The sequence below is a fragment of the Sediminibacillus halophilus genome (genome assembly GCF_900103695.1).
GTDB lineage: Bacteria > Bacillota > Bacilli > Bacillales > Amphibacillaceae > Sediminibacillus > Sediminibacillus halophilus.
Genome location: NZ_FNHF01000008.1, coordinates 49938 through 70752 on the forward strand (window position 1 = coordinate 49938; position 20815 = coordinate 70752).

The following is a 20815-nucleotide window of genomic DNA, read 5'->3' on the forward strand; positions in this document are numbered from 1 at the left end:
ATGACCAGCCTTCTCATTTGGTTTTTTATATATGTTTTTCCAAAATCGCGGCAAATTGTTCCAAATAATGTTGATCTTCTTTATCGAATCTGCCTTTATTTGGACTGTCGATATCAAGTACACCAAAAATAGATCCTTCTCTATGAATCGGCACGACAATTTCAGACTGGCTTGCCGCATCACAGGCTATATGTCCAGGGAACTGGTTCACATCTTCAACAAGCTGCGTTTTTCCTTCCTGTACAGCTGTTCCGCATACCCCTTTGCCGGATTTGATTCGTACACAAGCCGGCAATCCTTGGAACGGTCCCAAAACTAACTCGTCTTCTCTCCAAATATAGAATCCCACCCAATTGACATCACCCAAAAATTGATTGAGCAAAGCAGAAGCATTGGAAAGATTAGCTATGAGATCTGGCTCATCTTCTATTAAAGCCTCCAGCTGCTTTAATAGCAGTTTATAATCCTTCTCTTTGGATCCGGAATAATTTTTTACTTCAAACATTGTATCCCCGCCTTTTCCTTTGCATTATTAGACAATTAATCTGACATACTGCAACAGTTCTTGGTAATAGACGTCATCTCGACAAAAGGATGCGGTATTTGACGAGCGACTGTTGCAGGACTCTCCCCGCTTATGTCGTAAAAGACAAGAGGAGGTGGTACCTGTGACGAATAATCAAACGAAACAAAAGGTGATGGAAGCAGCTTGCAGGTTATTTTACGCAAAAGGCTACCATGGCACATCTGTACGCGATATTGCTCATTCAGCTTCGGTTAATGTATCATTGATCAGTTATTATTTTAAAAGCAAGCAGGGCTTACTGGAGTCGATCGTTACCAGTTATTATGAACAATACCTAACTGTTCTCGAGGAAACAATGACAACTACCGAAGCGATGCCGAAGATTGATCGACTGAAGCAGATGATTGCAACTATTATACATTATAAGCAAGAACAGCATCAATTTACTTGTTTTATTCATCGTGAACTTTCGCTTGATTCCGTTTTCGTCAGAGAAATGATGGTTACTTATTTAGCGAAGGAAAATCACCTGATCAACAGTGTATTTAAAGAAGCATTGCGAGACTCGGGTAATACAAAATTAGATTTACAGTTTTTATATGTTCAGTTGAAAGGCTTGTTGAACAGCCCGTATTCGTCTGCGAATGAGTGGAAAACACTGGTGAACTGGAATCAATCTCAAGAGTTCTTTGCGAAGAAATATGTCCATCTGATTTGTCGCTGGATCGATCACTTGTCAGAAGGTACTGAAATGGATAAAAAAAGCAAGCCTAGCATACTGTCTCGTTAAGCAGGTGTACTCGACACCTGCTTTTTTCTTGCTATCAAATCATCTCCAAACCCTCGGAAAAATCATCTATCCGACAACAGATGGCGGTTTGTTTGAAAAATTTGTCGGTGTGTGAATAAATTTGAAAATTAATAAACAAAAATGCCAGTTAACATGGTATCATAATAGTAATCATTTTCATCTGGAAAAAAGGAGTTCGTTGTTTTATCAGGAAGTTTGAAGTCACCGGAAACAACTGAACGCTGTGGAGCTTGAAAAAGAGAGGGAGATGGCCTTCTGTAACGGAAGTTTTTTCCTCTCATTCTCATATGTAAACAGTTTATTGGATTAGTCAGGAGGTTTTTTATGGCGTACATAATCGGCGGTATCCTTATTTTAATCGCTTTAATCATTTTTGGACTTATTTGGCGCAAAAGGATTTATGATGAAGTCGACCGTCTGGAAGGATGGAAGATGGATATTATGAACAGGAATGTAAGTGCAGAATTATCCCGGGTGAAATCATTGAATTTATCCGGTGAAACACAGGAAAACTTTGAAAAATGGAAGGATCGGTGGGATTCAATTCTAACGAGGGAACTTCCAGATATGGAAGAGTACTTGTTTGACGCCGAAGAAGCAGCTGACAGGTACCGTTTTTCGGTCTCGAAGCAAAATCTGCTTCGTGTAGATGATGCGCTGAAAGCAATTGAATCGGACATTGAACAAATGTATGTAGAGCTGGAACAATTGCTTGACTCGGAAGAGAACAGTCGAAAAGCAATCGAAGAGTTAAACCCGAGAGTGAAAGAACTGAGGAAATCACTTCTGCATAACCGCCATCATTTTGGGAAATCTGAAGCTCGTTTTGAAGGTGAATTGGACGAAATCAATCGAACGATTGAAAACTACTACCAGCTTACAGAAGAAGGCAACTATTTTGAGGCTCAGAAACTTGTTGATGGATTACGCGAGCACTTGTCGGAGTTAGAAACAAAAATGAAGGAATTCCCGGGGATTTACAAAAAATGCCGGCAAACCCTTCCTAATCAGTTAGATGAACTGCAAAACGGTATCGTGGGTATGAAAAAGGATGGATATCATATATCCCATTTAGGATTTGAAAAAGAGATCCATCAGTATAAGACCAAGCTGCAAGATTTTATAGACCAGCTTGATAAAGGGGTATTGGAGGAAGTCGTGCCTTTCCTCGAACATGTCGAAGAACGAATGAAGGAAATGTACCAGTTGCTTGAGAAAGAAGCAATTGCAAAAAACTATGTAGAAAAGCAGTTGCCTTCGTTCCGACGGGATTTGGAAACGGAAATTCAGTCTTTTGAGGAAACAACACAGGAAGTCGAAAACCTGCAGGAGTCCTACTATTTAGAGGACACAGATTTGGAGAACCACTTGAACTTGGATAAACTGGTCAAACAATTGAAAGAAGATCTTGATAGTATTGATCGTGGCCTTGATGAACATACGGCTACCCACATCGAACTTCGTGAAAAAATAGAGACAGCGTCCAATGAATTGGAGAAGCTTAAAGCAAGACATGAAGCTTTTAGCAGTCAGATTCAGACTTTGAGAAAAGATGAATTGGAAGCCAAAGAAATGATCCTTGAAATGCGGAAGGCACTTCAGGATACGCATCGGACGCTAATGAAAAGTAATATACCGGGTGTCCCGGGATTCATTTGGGAGCTTTTCGAGGAGGCTGCAGATCGGGTAGACGACGTGGCCGGAAAATTGGAAAAACAGCCCCTTGATATGGGGGAAGTCCAGCACTCGCTAGCGGAAGCTGAAAAGGCAGTGTCTTCCATGACAGAGCAGACGGAAATGCTGTTGGAACAGGCACACCTGGTCGAATTGGTCATCCAGTATGCCAATCGATATCGGAGTAAATATCCTTTATTGGCAGCAAGACTTTCCGAAGCAGAAAATAGATTCCGCAGTTTTGAATATGAGCCTGCATTAGAAGAAGCTGTTCAGGCCTTGGAGGAAGTAGAACCGGGTGCATTAAAGAGACTCGAAGCGTATAGTAAGGTGCCAAGCTGATTGTAAAATGAAGAAGATAAGCTTGTTCATTGGCATATTGACTGTGACGGCCATCCTGTTATGGGCTACTACAGCTGTGTTGATGTGGGAGGACTTCCAGCATGAAGATGACAGCAGACTTACAGTCAAGCATTCGCTGGCAAAAAGGATAGATAGAAAGCTTGATAGTGCTGGTCTTTTTGCAAACCGAAGCAGTGCGGTAGAAATTGAATCAAATGAAACAAATAACGAAAGACCTGTCATTTCAATCGATGAATTACTTTCTGATCTCCATATTGACTCGAAATAACACGAATTAATCCCTTGCTGACAAGATTTTGTAGCAGGGGATTAATTATGGTATTATAAATGATTGCATAAATATGAAAGGGGAGGGGTGTTTCCATGATTTATTTAGATAATAGTGCTACAACAAAACCTTATCCAGAAGTTATCGATAGTTTTACCCAAGTTTCGGAAAAGTATTATGGAAATCCCTCATCGATCCATCGAACTGGCGCAGAAGCTGAAAAGCTTTTGTTGAGGGCCAGACAGCAGGCAGCAGAATTGCTTAATGTGAAAGAGGAAGAAATTGTTTTCACATCTGGCGGTACAGAAGGGAACAATACAGCTATAAAGGGAACTGCACTAGCCCATCAAAATAGAGGCAGGCATATTATCACTTCCCAGATTGAGCATCCATCTGTGCTCGAAGCCTGCAGAGGATTGGAAAAATTGGGTTTTTCTATAACCTATCTTCCAGTAAACCATTTAGGTCTTATCGATCCTGCCGCAGTGGAAGCTGCGATTACCGAAGAAACAATCTTAATCAGCATTATGCATGTTAATAATGAACTGGGGACCGTACAACCAATTGAAGAAATCGGTAATATAGCCAAGCGATATCCAAAATTGCATTTTCATGTGGATCATGTGCAAGGCTTTGGGAAAGTGCCGTTATCGTTATCTGACAGTGGCATTGATTTATGCACGATTTCAGGTCATAAAATACACGGATTGAAAGGGACAGGACTTCTTTTTTCAAAAAAGGGAACCGATCTGTTTCCATTAATGCATGGCGGTGGACAGGAGCAATCCATCCGTTCTGGAACAGAGAATCTTGCGGGGATTGTTTCTCTGGTGAAGGCTGTTCGTCTCATATTAGAAGAACAAAAGAAGCAAAAAAAGCACCTTTTGGAAATGAAAGAGACACTGTGGTCATGCCTGGATAAGATGAAACAGGTTTCAATCAATTCACCAGCTGGACACGCACCACACATCATTAATCTATCTGTTCCGGGTTATAAACCAGAGGTTCTAATTCATGCCTTAAGCGAAAAAGGATATTATATCTCGACTAAGTCAGCCTGTTCATCTAAAAATGAAGATGTCAGCTCTGTACTGGCTGCTTGCGGAATGCCTGAATCAATAAGCAGTTCTGCATTGCGTATCAGTCTTTCTTATCATAATCAGCAGAAGGAAATCGAAGGCTTTTGCAAAGCGCTTGACGAGGTTCTGCATCAATTTAGCGAATTAATGGGGTAGATACTATGAATTATGAATATATTTTGATTCGATATGGTGAAATTGCATTAAAAGGGAAAAACCGGAAAATTTTCACCCAGAAATTACAAGAAAACGTTCAAAATAAAGTAAAGGATATACCAGATATCAAAGTAAAGCGGCAGCGGGATCGGATGTACATTTTGCTAAATGGTCAGGATCCGGAACCGATTATTGAACGTTGCAGAACAATATTTGGAATCCACAGTCTGAGCAAAGCAATAAAGGTAAACAATGAAGAAGAGCAGATTAAAAAGGCTGCTTTGTTTGCTCTTCAAGAAGCAGAAGGAGTTAAAACTTTCAAAGTAACGACAAAGCGGACGGATAAAGATTTTCCTGTAAGATCGCAGCAATTCAACCAAGTATTAGGCGGTTATTTGCTGAAGAATACAGAAGGATATACAGTGGATGTACATCAGCCCGATATGGAATTAAGAGTAGAAATCCGGCAAGACGGCACGTATATCACTTCACAAAAGATACAAGCGGCAGGCGGCTTGCCGGTCGGTTCATCAGGTAAAACACTACTCCTGCTATCAGGAGGAATTGACAGTCCGGTTGCAGGTTATCTAACCATGAAGCGAGGAGTCCAAGTGGAGGCTGTTCATTTTCATTCTCCACCTTTTACGAGTGAACGTGCGAAACAAAAGGTGTTTGATCTGGCGCGGCAATTGACGAAATATGGTCATTCTATACGCATACATGTCGTACCGTTTACCAAACTGCAGCAAAAGGTGCATCAAGCGATACCACACGGCTACTCCATGACAGTCATGCGCCGGATGATGATGCGTATCAGTGAACAAATCGCTTCTAAGGAAGGTATTTTGTCGTTAACGACTGGGGAGAGTCTTGGGCAGGTTGCCAGTCAAACGATGGAAAGCATGCATGCTATCAATGAAGTGACCAATTATCCGGTATTGCGTCCGCTAATCGCCATGGACAAAGAGGACATAATCGATGTTTCTCAAAAAATCGATACCTACGATATATCGATTCGCCCTTACGAAGATTGCTGTACCGTTTTTGTACCGGACGCACCAAAGACCATGCCGCGTAAAGAAAAAGTGAACCAATTTGAACAGGCAGAAGATTTTGGTGACTTGTTAGCTGAAACTTTGGAAAACGTGGAAGTAGTAACCATCGATTCCCAGGCAAAAGAAGAAGAATTCGATGCTCTATTATAAAGCTCTTTTATATTCATCCTAAACCGTTGTGGTTGATTCGAACTACGCAGTAACTGTGATGGTAAGTTCCATTGCCTATTCAAAAAGAGTGTTAACTAACGCTTCGGTAGCATACTTCGCTTTCCGCGGGCACGGCTTAAGCTAACTTGGTAAAGAAAACCGCTTTCCCAAGTGGATCTTCAGCTCGCGCTGTTCCCGCAGGAGTCTGCGTATGCTACCTGCGCTAAGAAGCATGCTGAATGTCGCAAGCGTAGAAACTTTTTTCCTTGAGACTCAACAAGCTGTCTTAAAAACGGTTGTCAGGAAATAGGTTCTTCTTTTCATAAAAAGACAGTGGTGGTTCCGTCTTTTCTCCTTTTCTTAGACTTTCTGCTTGTTTTCCCAGCTTTGTCTTTTGATAAGACGGTTCATGGAGTACCAAGTGAATCCAAAAAATGTCTAGTACCCTCGTTTATAAACAGGAAGCTTCTCCTAGCGAAGGAAAAACCCGAAGACTCCTCGAAAATACAATACGATTTTCTTCGTGCGATGCATCGCTGCCGCAGCTTTCCTTGGGACTGCGATTACTCGTCCCACCGAAAACACCTGTCCTGCGGGAGGAAAGGCCTCGGTGAGATCCCGCAGCGCGTACTCCCACTCAATAAAAGTAGGAAGTTAGGAAGAAGCATTCAGACTATGTCGTAGTTTCTATAATAATTGGTTAAAGCTGTCATATCTCCCAGTTATCTCACTGTATCAATCACTTTCTTCCCGAGCATGCTAGGGATACAGGGAAGGAGGTGAGAAGACATGGCTAACAATAATAACAGCAACCAGCTTCTTGTACCTGGAGTGGAACAAGCTTTAAACCAAATGAAAACTGAAATTGCTCAAGAATTCGGTGTCCAACTTGGCGCTGATACAACTTCCCGTGCTAACGGTTCCGTTGGTGGAGAAATCACTAAACGTTTGGTATCGATGGCACAACAACAATTCCGCGGTTAAAAATATATATGATGGCAAAAAGGGTAGTGTGCGAGCACTACCCTTTTCATTTTTTCTAAAAACGGTTAAAATAATTTACAATTCATTAAACTCCGACAACTTCCCTGGAGGCCTGGGGAACTTTTATATTTACTGAGCAACAAAGGAATCATCAGAAAAGGGGAAACGTTTTATGGGAACTATCTGGCAAGGCGGAACCATTTATACAATGATAGCTGAGATGGATACTGTGGAAGCCGTTTTTACAGAAGACGGAAAAGTAGTTGATACTGGATCTGTTTCTGATTTAAAAAGAAAATATCGTGGAAGAATAGATAAGGTTCAGGATTTACAAGGTAATACCATGTTCCCTGGTTTTACTGACAGCCACTTACATGTTATCGGACATGGCGAAAAGTTAATTCATTTGGATTTATCTGCAATGAAATCTGTAGAGGAGGTAAAGGATGCCCTTCGCAGTCGTGTGTCCCAGCTCGAGCCTGGAGAATGGTTAATCGGGGAGGGGTGGAATGAAAACCACTGGAAAGATCCAGTCATCCTTCAAAGGGATGAGCTGGACGAGATCAGTCCCCAAAATCCGATGATGTTGACCCGTATTTGCCGGCATGCGTTGCTGGCCAATTCGTTGGCTATGGAGCAAGCGGGCATTAACGACAAGACGGAAAACCCGCAGGGCGGTGTCATTGTTAGAAATAGTTCCGGAAAGGCAACCGGTTATTTTCTTGATACGGCACAAGAATATATTAAGAATGTCATACCGGAAATGTCCGAAGAGCATCTAACTGCGATTGTTCAAACAGCAGTCGATGATTTACACCGTAATGGTCTGGTCGGCGGACATACAGAAGATTTAAATTATTATGGCGGTTTTCTAAAAACATACCATGCATTCACTAATGGGATTGACGGAGTCAAACGGAAGTTTCGCGCTCATTTGCTTGTTCACCATGAGGTAATCGACGATATGGTCTCATCTGGATTAGATTACCATAAAGGTACAGAATTCATTGAAATCGGTGCGATGAAGATTTTTTCGGATGGAGCACTTGGCGGCAGAACAGCCTGGCTTTCAGAACCATATGACGATGATCCGGAAAATGCAGGAATCAATATTCATAGCATGGAGGACCTTGAAGAACTTGTTCAAAAAGCGAGAGGCTATGGCATGCCGGTTGCTGTTCATGCGATTGGGGACAAGGCAGTCGAAGCAGTTGCCGAAACACTGAGAAAATACCCGCTAAGGAATGGACGGCGGGACAGGATTATTCATGCTCAAATCGTAAATGATCGTCTGCTGGACTTATTAGCAGAGCTTGATGTGGTGCTTGATATTCAACCGACGTTTGTGGCCTCGGATTTCCCCTGGATTATTGACCGGATAGGAAGCCAGCGGTTGGCTCATGCATATGCCTGGAAAACCTTCCTGGAGCGTAAGATTCCTTGTGCCGCCGGTTCAGATGCACCGATAGAGAGTATCAATCCGCTGCTTGGTATTGAAGCTGCTGTTTTAAGAAAGTCGAGTGTCGATGGTGCCAGTTATCAACATGAACAGCGATTGTCCATGTATGAGGCGATCTCGTTATATACTAATGGCAGTGCCTATGCATCGTGTCATGAGCTCAGTCAGGGAAAAATCGCACCTGGCTATAATGCTGACTTTACCATTTTGGATCAGGATCCTTTTACAATCGATCCTGAACAGATAACAACACTGCAAGTACAAAAGACGGTAGTCGATGAGACAGTCGTCTACCAAAAAAATCACTGGAAAGCCGAAACCTATTAAAAGCACGGACAAGCAATGGATGCAGAAAGAGCATTAGAAACATTAAAGCAGGCTGTCGAGTATTTATTCGACAGCCTGCTAATTTAATGATTTATAAAAAGGTTCTTTTCACTCTATCCCAATAAGAATTGTTCTTTAATTTTACCGTTTTGACTTTTTTATCACTTAGTGTGACGGTTAAATCTTGAACGTTACGAACCGAATATGCTTCATTGTCAAATCCGATGATAGGATAATCATTGCCATCCTGTACAACTTTCAACGTTAGTTTCCTCGACTTATCCAATATAAAAGAAGATCCTAGCGTCCTGTATCGGTTGTTGTTCAAAGATGCCAGTTCAGTCACTTGAAAACATGGTGTTTTCGGATCGACGACGGCACCGTTGGTAGATTTATTGTACCCTGTACTGCCAGTAGGAGTTGCCACGATCAATCCATCTCCGCGGAACGTTTCAAAATGCTGGTCATCGATAAACACATCCATCACTATCGTTTTAATCAATGTTGATCGGATGCTTGCTTCATTGAGACATAAAAAGTGTGCCTGGTTATTTACCTGTACATCGATGACCGGGAAGCGGCGAACCTCCAGTTCCTCATGAAGAATTGAATTGACCATTTCATCATAGTTATCGAGGTTAAAGTCACAATACAACCCTGCTTCATTAGACTTGGCAATTCCTGTATATAAACAATCCTGACGAAAACCTGTTTTTCTTACGGCCTGTAAAAAGGCACCGTCTCCTCCTACACTGATGATAATATTTGCATCGTCTGAGTTGTCTACAATATTAAATCCATTCTCTTCCGCAAGCTTGAATAAAGGCTGCAAATTTTTTTCAAGTTTCTCTTCTTTTGGGTAGTAGAAATAAAGGTTACGGCGATTGTCCATTATGCTTCCTCCTGTCTGACTGTAAAGTTATCGTTAGCTGTTTTCCAATTTCACAGAAATATCCAACTCTGTGAGTAAACGCTTTATAACTATGTTATCATTCTTTTTTTCATAAGCCCAGCAGGAACATAGTGAGCAAATCTTGTTTAATCCATTGTCATTTTGAAAATACTGGTGACAATGGAGGTGTTTGTATGGGTTGGCTTCTATTCGGAGGTATCATTCTGTTTCTTATCTTGTTAATTATTATCCTTCTGTTATGGCTAAGAGTTTACTTGATATTCGATTATCAATACGAAAACGGTTCTGACCATATCCAAATCCAGGTGGAAATATTGGGTTTTCGTGTTTTTCATAAAGAACTTTCCCTGTTTTCGGAAGGGGAGAACCAGTATCATTCGGCAGGGATTTCGGCAAGGGAAGAAGGCGAGCCATTGGAGCAGAAATGGCAGGATTGGAAGCGTCATTTGAAGGCATACCGGTCCATTCTGCCTCTGCTTTTCGAATTCATTTCGGAAATTTCGGTCCATCAGTTGTCTTGGAAAACAAAGCTGGGCTTGGCGGATGCAAGAGCTACAGGGATAGCAGCCGGTACTGGGTGGGGAATTAAGTATAGTCTGGTTGCTTGGCTGCATTCTCGCGTCAAACGAATGCCTAGGGAGGAAATCGATATCCAGCCATTGTTTCAACATGAATATCTTTATACAAAAGCGGAATGTATCTTTTCCTTCCGTTTAGGTAAAGCTATACGCATCATTCGACATATTATGAAACAGTTCTCAACTAAAACGTTGAAGACTGCGAACGAACCAGTAAATACTTAAGGAGGCCGATAATAAATGAGTGAACATCCAATTGAAGGTTTAATGACTACTGCTATGGAGAATCTGAAAGATATGGTCGATGTCAATACGATTATTGGAGATCCGGTAGAATCTCCTGATGGCAGCATGATCATTACCGTTTCCCGCGTTGGATTTGGCTTTGCAGCAGGAGGATCAGAATTCAAGGGTCAGTCGGGTGGAGGAGACAGCTCCGATTCTGAGGGCGGCAGTGGGATGCCGTTTGGTGGAGGAAGTGGTGGAGGTGTATCGATCACACCGATAGCGTTTTTGATTGTCAATGAAAAGGGTGTGCAAATGATCCATCTCGATCAAAGTACCCATCTTTATGAGAAGTTATTGGATTTCGCACCGCAAGCAATGGATAAAATTCAGGAAATGCTGAAAGGTTCCCTGGGAAAACTGGAAAAGGGCAGCGGGAAAGAGGAGAAAGAAAAGGGCGAGAAAGCGGGAAAAGATAAGAAGGACAAAAAAGGGAAAGACAAGAAAAACAAAGAGGAAAGCGATGACGAGGACTCGGAGGAAAGTGAAGACGAGTGATAACAGGGTAGCTCGGCCTTTATGTTAGACATTCTTTTTCAATGCCTTCATAATAAGAAGCGACAATAAATGATGGAGGCTGATAGAATGGCGAATGTAACCTTTAAAGGTACCCCGATGACGCTTATAGGGGACGAAGTGAAAGTTGGCGACGCAGCACCCGATTTTAAAGTGCTTGATAACGATTTGAATGAAGTCCGTTTATCTGATTACAGCGGCCAAGTGCGTTTGATCAGTGTCGTTCCCTCTGTCGACACAGGAGTATGTGCTGAGCAGACCCAACGCTTTAACGATGCAGCGGAAAAGCTGAGCAATGTTAAAGTGTTGACTGTCAGCATGGATTTACCGTTTGCGCAAAAACGTTGGATACAAGCGAATGATATCCAGCACATCGACATCTTTTCCGATCATAAAGATGCAGACTTTGCCCAACAATATGGGGTGTTGATGGAAGAACTGCGCCTATTGGCACGTTCTGTTTTTGTCATCGATTCTGAAGGCAAGGTAACGTACACAGAATACGTAAGCGAAGGAACCAACCATCCTGATTATGAAAAAGCCCTTGCTGCGGTAAAAGAGACGAAATAATTTTTTGCTAATGTGATTCAGGACTTGCCCCGAGTGTCTTGTCCGCCGATGCTCCGTATGAGGAACTTTGTGTTCTTTGTGTGGAATCGGCCGACCAGGCATTCGGGGCTTTTTGCGGCTTTCCGAATGGCTAAGGAAAGGGGTACATAAACATATATTTTCTCTGAATAGTTGGGTTTTGTTAAAATAATAGGTTAACGAGTGTAAACGAATGGGGGAAGCAAAATGGAACACAATAATGTGGAAACAATATATACCTTTTTGGATGAAACTACTGAGCAAGTTGGACGCCAGACGGAACAACCGTATTTAGACAGTCTGGCCTTTGTGCTGGAATACTTTTTTGCCGGTGAAACGACAGAGGATCTCAACGAATTTGCGCTGCAACATTTACGTAAAAAAGCCAACGAGTTTGTAATCAGTTCTTTTGACCGGGAGGAGATTAGAAAATCAATCCAATTGGCAACGTTGAAAGGGATGCATGGTGCAACACAGCAGCAACATTTAATTACTCCTGACACCGTTGCGATGTTCGCAGGATATTTGGCAAATAAATTAATGAAAGGCAGGGAACAAATACGTTTATTTGACCCTGCTTGTGGAACAGGAAACTTGTTGACCGCCGTTCATAATCAGCTGCCGCAACAAACGGCGCCATTCGGAAGTGAAGTCGATGTCACATTAATTAGAATTGCTTTGATGAGTGCCAATTTCCAACAAATCGACATGGAACTGTTTCATCAGGACAGTCTTCGGCCGTTTTTAATGGAGCCTGCAGACTTGATAGTTTCCGATTTACCGGTGGGCTACTATCCGGATGATATCGTTGCCAACGATTTTGAACTTAAGGCGGATGAAGGGCATTCTTATGCTCATCACTTATTGATCGAGCAAAGCATCAAGTATACAAAGGAAGGCGGTTATCTGGTTTTAATCATCCCGAACTTTTTGTTTGATAGTGATCAGGCATCGAAATTGAACGCTTTCCTGCAAAAAAATGCTCATATATTCGGTATTGTCCAATTGCCGGAATCCATATTCAAGTCAGAACAAAATGCGAAAAGCATCTTTTTGCTTCAAAAAAAGGGGCAGAACACCAAGGCTCCAAAAGAGGCATTAATGGCAAAGCTGCCATCGTTTAAAAATGTCCAGGCTATGAACGACATCCTCGTGAAAATAAATCAATGGTTCAAACAAGAAGGCATTTCTTGAAAAACTGCCGAAAAATAGTTTGAAAATAAAGATTTTGACAGGCAAGCGTTATCATTAAAACCTTGATATTGCAAACTTGATAAAGCGGTGTTTAAATGAGTAAGGGAGTATATAAGGACGTTTGAATGAAAGGATTGAATATAGTGAGCAAAACATTAGCGATAAATGCAGGAAGTTCCTCTCTGAAGTTTCAATTGATCGAGATGCCAGAAGAAACAGTGATTGCGAAAGGCCTGGTCGAACGGATCGGCATCGAAAACTCTGTTTTCACGATTGAGGCAGCAGGAGAGAAGGACGAGACAACCACGGATATTCCCAATCATGAACAGGCAGTCAAAATGCTGTTGGACAAGCTGACTGCATCCGGGGTTATTCAATCCCTGGATGAAATCGAGGGTGTCGGTCACCGTGTGGTACATGGTGGCGAGCGTTTCAGTGATTCGGTAAAAATTACTGACGAGGTAATCAGAGAAATTGAAGAGGTTTCGGACCTTGCACCGTTGCACAACCCGGCAAACCTTACGGGAATCCGTGCATTCCGTGAAATTCTTCCGGATGTACCAGCCGTTGCTGTATTCGATACAGCTTTTCACCAGACGATGCCGGAGCAATCTTATTTATACAGTCTTCCATATGAATATTACGAAAAGTATGGCATTAGGAAATACGGTTTCCATGGTACTTCTCACAAATATGTGTCTCAGCGTGCTGCTGAACTGCTTGGATTACCGCTTGAGCAGTTGCGGCTAATTTCCTGCCACTTGGGTAATGGAGCAAGTATCGCTGCCATTGAGAATGGGAAATCAATAGATACTTCAATGGGCTTCACTCCTTTAGCAGGTGTGACAATGGGTACCAGGTCTGGAAACATTGACCCAGCTTTGATCCCTTATATCATGGATAAAACTGGAAAGACAGCCAGTGAAGTTATGACGGTTCTGAACAAAGAAAGCGGAATGCTTGCATTATCTGGCTTTTCCAGTGATTTACGGGACATTACGGAGCGGGCTAACGATAAAGATGAGCGTGCCGAACTAGCTCTTGAAGTATTCGCAGAAAGGATCCACAAATACTTGGGTTCTTATGCTGCTAGAATGCATGGCGTGGATGCGATTATCTTCACTGCTGGCGTAGGAGAGAACAGTACGGAGATTCGTGAACGTGTCTTAAAAGGGCTTGAATTCATGGGTGTTTATTGGGATCCTTCTCTAAATAATATTCGCGGAAAAGAAGCGTTCATCAACTATCCGCATTCACCAGTTAAAGTAATCGTCATCCCTACCAATGAAGAGGTCATGATCGCACGGGATACTGTGAGACTTGCTTAATTAAAAAAATATTCAGGTAGAAGCTGCTGGGTAAAGCTAGCGGCCAAAGTAAAAGCCGAACGAGTTCGAATGGTTGGAATTCGAGTCATCGTTCGGTTTTTTATTATTACAAATGATGAATTGGCTCTCTATTTAGACGTTTTAAAAGCGAGTCTTCAACCGCACTTTTCAATTTGAGTCTGCGCACCTTTCCTTCGCTTGGGTGGGGGATTTCTCACCTAATAAGCGCCTTCACTTCGCTAAAAAACTTTAAGCAACAAAGCGTGAACAACACCATCCTGAAGTTTAGTTTTAGAGAGCTTTAAGAAATTTTATATCGTACAATGCGCTGAATCTTGTCCTAGTGATATGATAGAAAAAAAGCAGGGAAGAAGGGGTCATGTGGCTGTTAATCCAATTGGTAAGGAAATTTCCAGCTGGGAAAACAAGCTTGAAGCGCAATCTGCCAATGATTTTGAACGGATTTATGATGCACTGGAAAAGCAGACAATGATTAGGTTGAACCAGTCCAGTAAACAAGAATGGTTCCGCATGGTTGATACTCTTTTGTTTCATTCACACGCCTATTTACAAGGCTCGGCACTACAAAAGGAAGCAAGGGAAAGATTAATCGCCCAGGGAAGGATTTTTCTCCCGGAAATAAATTCTATTGAAGACATGCAATCATTGTCGATAGAACAATCCTCTTACATTTCTACGCAGGAGATGGCAAAGGGGCGGTTGTATGCAATGGCACAAGGAGGTGCCGCAGGAACAGGCGGTGTACTGTTGCTCGGAACAGATTTTCCATTGCAGGTGATTATGAATCTGCGTCTTGTCCAGTTGATTGCAATGGGATTTGGAAGAGAAATTCGTCGGCCGATTGAAATGATGTTGTCGTTAAAGGTTTTTCAAGCCGCGACCCTGCCTCGACGAATGCAATGGAACGCATGGCAAAGCCTGCTTACAGAAACAAGATCTGCCTCAGATTACATGTATCAGGGAAATGATGAGTTGGTGGACGACAAATGGCTGCACGAGCCGATAAAACAGGCAGTGAAATCGTTACTTATTTTGAAGGTAAGAAAAAAAGTCGTTCAAGGTATTCCGCTGCTTGGAATCGCGGCTGGAGCTGCCTGGAACTACCGACTGGCAAAACGTGTTGGGGAGTTTTCACTTCGGTATTATCAGAAAAGGTGCTTACTGTAACGTCAAATCCTATCCCCTGGTTACAGAGGATAGGCCATTGCTAATTATTCACTTCTAACTACTAAAACATCACACGAAGCATAACGAGTGACACTTTCGGAAACACTGCCGATAAGGAACCTTTCCACAGCATTCATACCGGTAGCACCGCAGATAATCAAGTCAGCACCATGTTTTTTGGCGATATCTTTGGCAATTTTGATTTTAGGAGATCCGTATTCTATGTCGCTAACAATATTGTTCACACCAGCTCTTTCAGCTTTTTCCCGATAGCCGTTCAACAGTTCGTTCGCATAAGTCTCCGCCCGTTCCGCCAATGACCGATCATAAGCTTCAGCGGTTGCGAAGGTCCGATGATCAATGACATGGGCGAGGATTAGCTGGGCGTGGTTCCTTTTAGCAATGTCAACTGCTTTGTTAAAGGCGAGTTCTGCAGCTTTTGAACCATCGACAGCTGCTACAATATGCTTGTATTCAAACTCCATAGAAAAGACTCCTTTCTACTTCTTTATTCTATTATACCATGGTCGCAACTTCACAGATAGATAGCACTAAATACGTGAAAATAGAATTTTTGTTCACATTAAGATAGGATAAAGATGGATTAGATAAAAGATTCATCGATATGGAGGTGCAAAGTGTGGGACATGCACTGATAACTGCTGGAACAAAAGGGTTGGGCAGAAAAGTGACAGAAGCTTTTTTGGAGGCCGGACACCAAGTCACAGCTACCTACTGGAAAGATGATACGAAAGCAGAGGCATTGGCTGCGTTACATAAAGAGGACCCTTTACAAATTGTTCAAGCGGATGTAACCTGCAAACAAGATTTGCAAGGACTAGTAACACAAGCAATGGCGAAATATGGAACAATTGATTATTTAATCAACAATGCCGGCCCCTACATATTTGAAAGAAAGAAATTAATGGACTATTCACAGGAAGAATGGAATGCTATGATGAAAGGGAATCTTGATTCTGTTTTTCATTTATTACAACTCACCATCCCAAGGATGCGTGAGCAGAACTTTGGCCGGGTGATCAATTACGGATTTCAGGGCGCCAACACAGCAGCTGGATGGCTATATCGTTCGGCTTTTGCAGCAGCAAAGGTTGGGTTAGTATCCTTAACCAAATCCATTGCATATGAAGAAGCAGAGTATGGAATTACTTCTAATATGGTATGCCCGGGTAATATTACTGGTTCCATGAAGGAAGCAGGTATTGAGGAAAGTCGTAAAATACCTGATGAAAAGACGCCGATAGGCAGATCCGGAACGGGAGAGGATATTGCCAGGTCCATTTTATTTCTTTGCGAGAAAGACTCCGACATGATCACGGGTTCTGTTTTTGAAGTCACAGGCGGTTTGGATGTCATTCACCGGTATCGGTGAAGGGTGTTCTTTCCATACATAACAAAAAATCCTGCAAGGAATACAGACTATTTGGAGGGATGACAAATGAATATCGGAGTACCTAGAGAGATTAAAAACAATGAAAATCGTGTGGCGATGACGCCTGCAGGGGTTGTAACGCTTGAAAGTGCTGGTCATCGAGTGTTCGTGGAAACAGGAGCCGGTCTGGGTTCGGGTTTTACCGATGAACAGTACATTGCTGCTGGAGCAGAAATCGTTTCTACTGCCGGCGAAGCATGGCAACAGGAGATGGTCATGAAAGTAAAGGAACCGCTTTCAGAGGAGTATAAGTTCTTTTATGAAGGGCTAATCCTATTCACCTATTTGCATTTGGCCCCGGAACCGGAATTGACCAAGGCGTTGATTGACAATAAAGTAGTATCGATTGCTTATGAGACGGTCCAGCTTGATAATGGTTCGTTACCACTTTTGACCCCCATGAGTGAGGTAGCAGGACGTATGGCTTCTCAAATAGGAGCTCAATTTCTTGAAAAACCAAAAGGCGGAAGAGGTGTGCTTCTTTCGGGGATTCCTGGAGTGAGAAGAGGAAAAGTGACCATCATAGGCGGTGGAGTGGTTGGAACAAATGCTGCCAAAATAGCAGTCGGTCTGGGGGCCGATGTCACCATCATCGACTTGAATCCTGAGCGTCTTCGCCAGCTCGATGATATCTTTGGATCGACCATTAATACATTCATGTCCAATCCGTTGAATATCGCAGAAGCACTGGAAGAATCTGATTTGGTCATAGGGGCTGTACTGATTCCGGGTGCCAAAGCACCGAAGCTGGTTAGCGAGGATATGATCAAATCGATGCGGGAGGGTTCAGTGATTGTGGATGTTGCCATCGATCAGGGAGGGATTTTTGAAACAACTGATCGAATAACTACCCATGATGATCCTACCTATAACAAGCACGGTGTCCTGCATTATGCAGTAGCCAATATGCCTGGAGCAGTACCGCGTACGTCAACAATCGGTCTGACGAATGTTACGGTACCTTATGCATTGCAATTGGCGAATAAGGGTTATCGAAAGGCTTGTACAGAGAACAAAGCGCTCTTGAAAGGAATCAATACGTTAGATGGTTTTGTTACGTACAAAGCAGTGGCTGAAGCCCATAAGTTAGATTATGCTGAAGTCGACAGCATATTACAAGACAGTTGATTGCAGAAATCAATCAACCAGGCACGATATCTTACTGTAAAAACAATATTTTAACATTGCAAAGAGGTATAAAGACCCTGTAATATGTGCTGAAGCAATTGGATTTTAAACCAGTTGTGCGATTCTAGAAAAAATCAGGATAAGATAAGCACAGAGCCCATGATGTTTATTCCACTAAAAGCCTAAGTCACTGATCGTGATTTAGGCTTTTAAATAAATAAATGAATAACAAGAGTGCCTTGTCTACTTTCATCCTCATTCCTGGTTAACAATTTTATAAAAGAAAGCAGGAGGAGAAAAATGGAAAATCGTCAGCAGTTGCGATCAATATAACTATCATGTATGGTCGAATAAACGTCTGTTTGAACATTTAAGAGAAATTCCGGAAAGCGTTATTCACCAAGAGGTAGAAAGTGTGTTTCCAACGCTTGCCACTGTGCTGGTGCATGCTTATTTCACGGAAACAATATGGTTAAGAGTAATGCAGGGAAAGGCATTTGATACGATCGAAGAATATGTTGACCGGCAGGATTTGACACGCAGATTTGCACAAAAAAATCTCCATGAGATAGAAGCTGACTACAAGCAGCTTGAAGCAGAATACCGGTCTTTCCTGAATGCCACCGCTGATCCTATGGTTACAAAGACAATTGATCATCCAGGATTCGGAAGAATGGAGATCACAATTTTCCACTTATTATGCCATCTTATTAATCATGCGACCTATCATAGAGGGAACATTACTGCCATGTTGAGACAGTTGGGGTATAAAGGAGTTTCCACTGACTATGTCGTTTATCGTATGAATCAAAAAAATAATACAATGGAATCTAATTAACATAAAAATCCGAGTTAAGTTAAAAACTTTCATTATTTATCAAAAAGAAAACCGAACGAGTTCGAATAACAATTCGAATCATCGTTCGGTTTTTGCTTCGGCACTATTTTTATTCCAGCCATTTCGTTCTTATTCGATTATCTGCAACGTTTTCGGATAGCTTGTCAGTAGTTCTGGTCCTTTTTTGGTCAGGAATATTTCATCTTCAATCCTGACGCCGCCCACCCCGGGCACATATATTCCAGGCTCCAGGGTAAAGCTCATTCCTTCTTTTAAGGTTAAATCATTTTCAGAAGTGAGTGATGGGTACTCATGTACATCGACACCGATTCCGTGACCGATTCGATGGGTGAAATACTCACCATACCCCTTACTTGCAATATGCTCTCGAGCGACCTGATCCATAGACCCGGCGGCATTTCCAATCAATGCAGCGTCAATCGCCTTTTCCTGTGCCTGCAGGACTGTTTGATAGATTTTCTCTTGTTCTGGGTCTATCTGTTTAAATGCGACGGTTCTGGTGATATCAGAACAATATCCTCCAAAAACGACACCAAGATCAAACAGAACAAGATCACCTGCTTCGATTTTATCCTGGCCCGGTGTTCCGTGAGGAGATGCTGTTTTTTTACCAGACAGCACCATGGTGGAGAAAGACATCTCCCTTACACCTTGTTTTTTTAGTTCAAATTCGATTTTGGCCAGGATTTCCATTTCAGAAGCGCCCTCCCGGATGGCTTCTACACCGGTTTTGACACCGAAGTCTGCTAAATCTGCAGCTTGTTTAAGAATGGTATATTCTTTTTTGTCTTTAATTACACGCAAACCGGCCAGTATCTCTGTCCCGTCGACAATTTCAGCCCCTGGAACCGTTTGCTGTAATTGTTCCAATCTGGAAACAGAGAAATCATCTTTTTCAATGGCGATGGAATCGGGTGTTTTATTTCGTTTTGTTAAGTATTCCTTGAATAGTGTCCAAGGATTATCCTGGTCCTTGTAGGTGAGAAAATCCCCTTTCCAACCGGAGGCGATGGCATCTTCTTTTTCCATTTCCGGAAGTATGAATAAAGACTCTCCGTCATTACCTGTGTATAGGGCCACCAGCCGTTCGTGTGGATCGGTATAATGACCGCTTAGATAGTAGACATTTGCCTTGGAGGTTACCAGGGCGCTATCGAAATTGTTCTGTTTGAGTTTTTGTATCAACGTCTGCAATCGTTCCATTAATCTCTTCCACCTTTCCTTGTCTTTTATTAGTATAACAAATTGGTCTGGGTTAATGACAATAATAGCAGGCTAAGAAGAATGAAATATCTTTTTAGCGGGAATTTTGTTACCATAAATAATGAAGAAAAGAAAATATAAAAAGAATTGAAACCTGAGGGGTATTTTATCCGTAAACAGGAATATACAAGGAATTTTCTTGGAAAGATGAGGTGAACCAGTGGGACTATTTTCGAAACTGTTCAAAAAAGATCCACAAAGACCAGAAATAAAGGAACGATCCCCCTTGTCGATAGAGGTCGGCGATATTGTGACCTACGATCTCGTTGATTATGAGGTGGTCGGAAAGATCACCTATCGTCAGGACAGTTATGAGTGGTTCGGATACCAGCTCCTCGAGGGGAAAAATACCCTATGGCTATCTGCAGAGATGGATGAACAGCTGGAGCTTGGTATTTACCAATCGGTAAATCTTCCTGTATCGAAACCTTTTCCAAAACAACTGACTTATCAGGATTCCATTTACTACCTTGATGAGCAGGGAGAAGCAAGGGTGGTAGGTGAAGGCAGGAGCAGAAACATAAACGGCAGGCAGATTCAATATGCTGAGTATTATGATGAAGCGGAAGAGCATTATCTTAGCCTGGAGGACTGGGGAGGCGAGATTGAGGCAAGTTACGGGTATGAAATTGCCCCATATGAAATTAAAATCATTGCAGGTTCCATATAA

At 42.2% G+C, this 20815-nt stretch carries 21 protein-coding genes; 17 read left to right on the forward strand and 4 right to left on the reverse strand.

The features are described from left to right. Positions 1–25 precede the first annotated feature (25 nt). The gene (locus BLR82_RS19035; RefSeq protein WP_074601024.1) at positions 26–505 is read right to left on the reverse strand and encodes a GAF domain-containing protein; all 480 of its coding nucleotides are present in this window, start codon (positions 503–505) and stop codon (positions 26–28) included. Between the two features lie 163 nt (positions 506–668). On the opposite strand from BLR82_RS19035, the gene refZ reads away from it, so the two are divergent. From refZ to BLR82_RS19070, 7 genes are all read left to right on the forward strand, one after another. Beyond that, positions 669–1316, forward strand: a complete 648-nt coding sequence (refZ, locus tag BLR82_RS19040; protein WP_074601025.1) for a forespore capture DNA-binding protein RefZ — start codon at positions 669–671, stop codon at positions 1314–1316. 345 nt (positions 1317–1661) lie between these two features. Beyond that, entirely contained in the window at positions 1662–3353 is a 1692-nt protein-coding gene (gene ezrA, locus BLR82_RS19045; protein WP_074601026.1) for a septation ring formation regulator EzrA, read from the forward strand. A gap of 7 nt (positions 3354–3360) precedes the next feature. Continuing rightward, positions 3361–3642, forward strand: a complete 282-nt coding sequence (locus BLR82_RS19050) for a hypothetical protein (protein WP_139187011.1) — start codon at positions 3361–3363, stop codon at positions 3640–3642. 95 nt (positions 3643–3737) lie between these two features. Next, the gene (locus BLR82_RS19055) at positions 3738–4877 is read left to right on the forward strand and encodes a cysteine desulfurase family protein (protein WP_074601028.1); all 1140 of its coding nucleotides are present in this window, start codon (positions 3738–3740) and stop codon (positions 4875–4877) included. Positions 4878–4882: 5 nt separating this feature from the next. Next, on the forward strand, positions 4883–6082 hold the full coding sequence (gene thiI / locus BLR82_RS19060) for a tRNA uracil 4-sulfurtransferase ThiI (protein WP_074601029.1): 1200 nt from the start codon (positions 4883–4885) through the stop codon (positions 6080–6082). Between the two features lie 789 nt (positions 6083–6871). Next, positions 6872–7066 carry an alpha/beta-type small acid-soluble spore protein gene (locus BLR82_RS19065; RefSeq protein WP_074601030.1) on the forward strand — a complete coding sequence of 65 codons (195 nt, stop codon included), beginning with the start codon at positions 6872–6874 and terminating at the stop codon, positions 7064–7066. Between the two features lie 172 nt (positions 7067–7238). After that, positions 7239–8852, forward strand: coding sequence for an amidohydrolase (locus BLR82_RS19070; RefSeq protein WP_074601031.1), 1614 nt, complete (start codon positions 7239–7241; stop codon positions 8850–8852). 91 nt (positions 8853–8943) lie between these two features. On the opposite strand, the gene BLR82_RS19075 is transcribed toward BLR82_RS19070, so the two are convergent. Next, positions 8944–9744, reverse strand: coding sequence for an NAD kinase (locus BLR82_RS19075; RefSeq protein WP_074601032.1), 801 nt, complete (start codon positions 9742–9744; stop codon positions 8944–8946). 194 nt (positions 9745–9938) lie between these two features. Between BLR82_RS19075 and BLR82_RS19080 the strand changes: the two genes are divergently transcribed. The 6 genes from BLR82_RS19080 to BLR82_RS19105 all read left to right on the forward strand — a co-directional run bounded on the left by BLR82_RS19080 (position 9939) and on the right by BLR82_RS19105 (position 15442). Then, positions 9939–10568, forward strand: coding sequence for a DUF2953 domain-containing protein (locus tag BLR82_RS19080; RefSeq protein WP_074601033.1), 630 nt, complete (start codon positions 9939–9941; stop codon positions 10566–10568). 15 nt (positions 10569–10583) lie between these two features. After that, entirely contained in the window at positions 10584–11126 is a 543-nt protein-coding gene (ytfJ, locus tag BLR82_RS19085) for a GerW family sporulation protein (RefSeq protein ID WP_074601034.1), read from the forward strand. An 87-nt stretch (positions 11127–11213) separates the two neighbouring features. Continuing rightward, positions 11214–11714 carry a thiol peroxidase gene (gene tpx / locus BLR82_RS19090; RefSeq protein ID WP_074601035.1) on the forward strand — a complete coding sequence of 167 codons (501 nt, stop codon included), beginning with the start codon at positions 11214–11216 and terminating at the stop codon, positions 11712–11714. A 225-nt stretch (positions 11715–11939) separates the two neighbouring features. Next, positions 11940–12926 carry a class I SAM-dependent methyltransferase gene (locus BLR82_RS19095; RefSeq protein ID WP_074601036.1) on the forward strand — a complete coding sequence of 329 codons (987 nt, stop codon included), beginning with the start codon at positions 11940–11942 and terminating at the stop codon, positions 12924–12926. Positions 12927–13069: 143 nt separating this feature from the next. Beyond that, on the forward strand, positions 13070–14254 hold the full coding sequence (locus BLR82_RS19100) for an acetate kinase (RefSeq protein WP_074601085.1): 1185 nt from the start codon (positions 13070–13072) through the stop codon (positions 14252–14254). Between the two features lie 381 nt (positions 14255–14635). After that, positions 14636–15442, forward strand: a complete 807-nt coding sequence (locus tag BLR82_RS19105; RefSeq protein WP_074601037.1) for an EcsC family protein — start codon at positions 14636–14638, stop codon at positions 15440–15442. Positions 15443–15486: 44 nt separating this feature from the next. Here BLR82_RS19105 and BLR82_RS19110 read toward each other — a convergent pair whose 3' ends face one another. After that, positions 15487–15927 (reverse strand): universal stress protein, encoded by a 441-nt coding sequence (locus BLR82_RS19110; RefSeq protein WP_074601038.1) that lies wholly within the window; start codon positions 15925–15927, stop codon positions 15487–15489. Between the two features lie 140 nt (positions 15928–16067). Here BLR82_RS19110 and BLR82_RS19115 point away from each other — a divergent pair, with 140 nt between their 5' ends. The 3 genes from BLR82_RS19115 (at position 16068) to BLR82_RS19125 (ending at position 18861) form a co-directional block, all read left to right on the forward strand. Then, positions 16068–16835: an SDR family oxidoreductase gene (locus BLR82_RS19115; RefSeq protein ID WP_074601039.1), complete on the forward strand. Its 768-nt coding sequence runs from the start codon at positions 16068–16070 to the stop codon at positions 16833–16835. Positions 16836–16901: 66 nt separating this feature from the next. Next, positions 16902–18023, forward strand: a complete 1122-nt coding sequence (gene ald, locus BLR82_RS19120; protein WP_074601040.1) for an alanine dehydrogenase — start codon at positions 16902–16904, stop codon at positions 18021–18023. Between the two features lie 307 nt (positions 18024–18330). Continuing rightward, positions 18331–18861 carry a DinB family protein gene (locus tag BLR82_RS19125; RefSeq protein WP_074601041.1) on the forward strand — a complete coding sequence of 177 codons (531 nt, stop codon included), beginning with the start codon at positions 18331–18333 and terminating at the stop codon, positions 18859–18861. 129 nt (positions 18862–18990) lie between these two features. On the opposite strand, the gene BLR82_RS19130 is transcribed toward BLR82_RS19125, so the two are convergent. Next, a complete protein-coding gene (locus BLR82_RS19130; protein ID WP_074601042.1) occupies positions 18991–20085 on the reverse strand; it encodes a M24 family metallopeptidase in 1095 nt (364 codons plus the stop codon). Positions 20086–20305: 220 nt separating this feature from the next. Between BLR82_RS19130 and BLR82_RS19135 the strand changes: the two genes are divergently transcribed. Beyond that, entirely contained in the window at positions 20306–20815 is a 510-nt protein-coding gene (locus tag BLR82_RS19135; protein ID WP_074601043.1) for a DUF4178 domain-containing protein, read from the forward strand.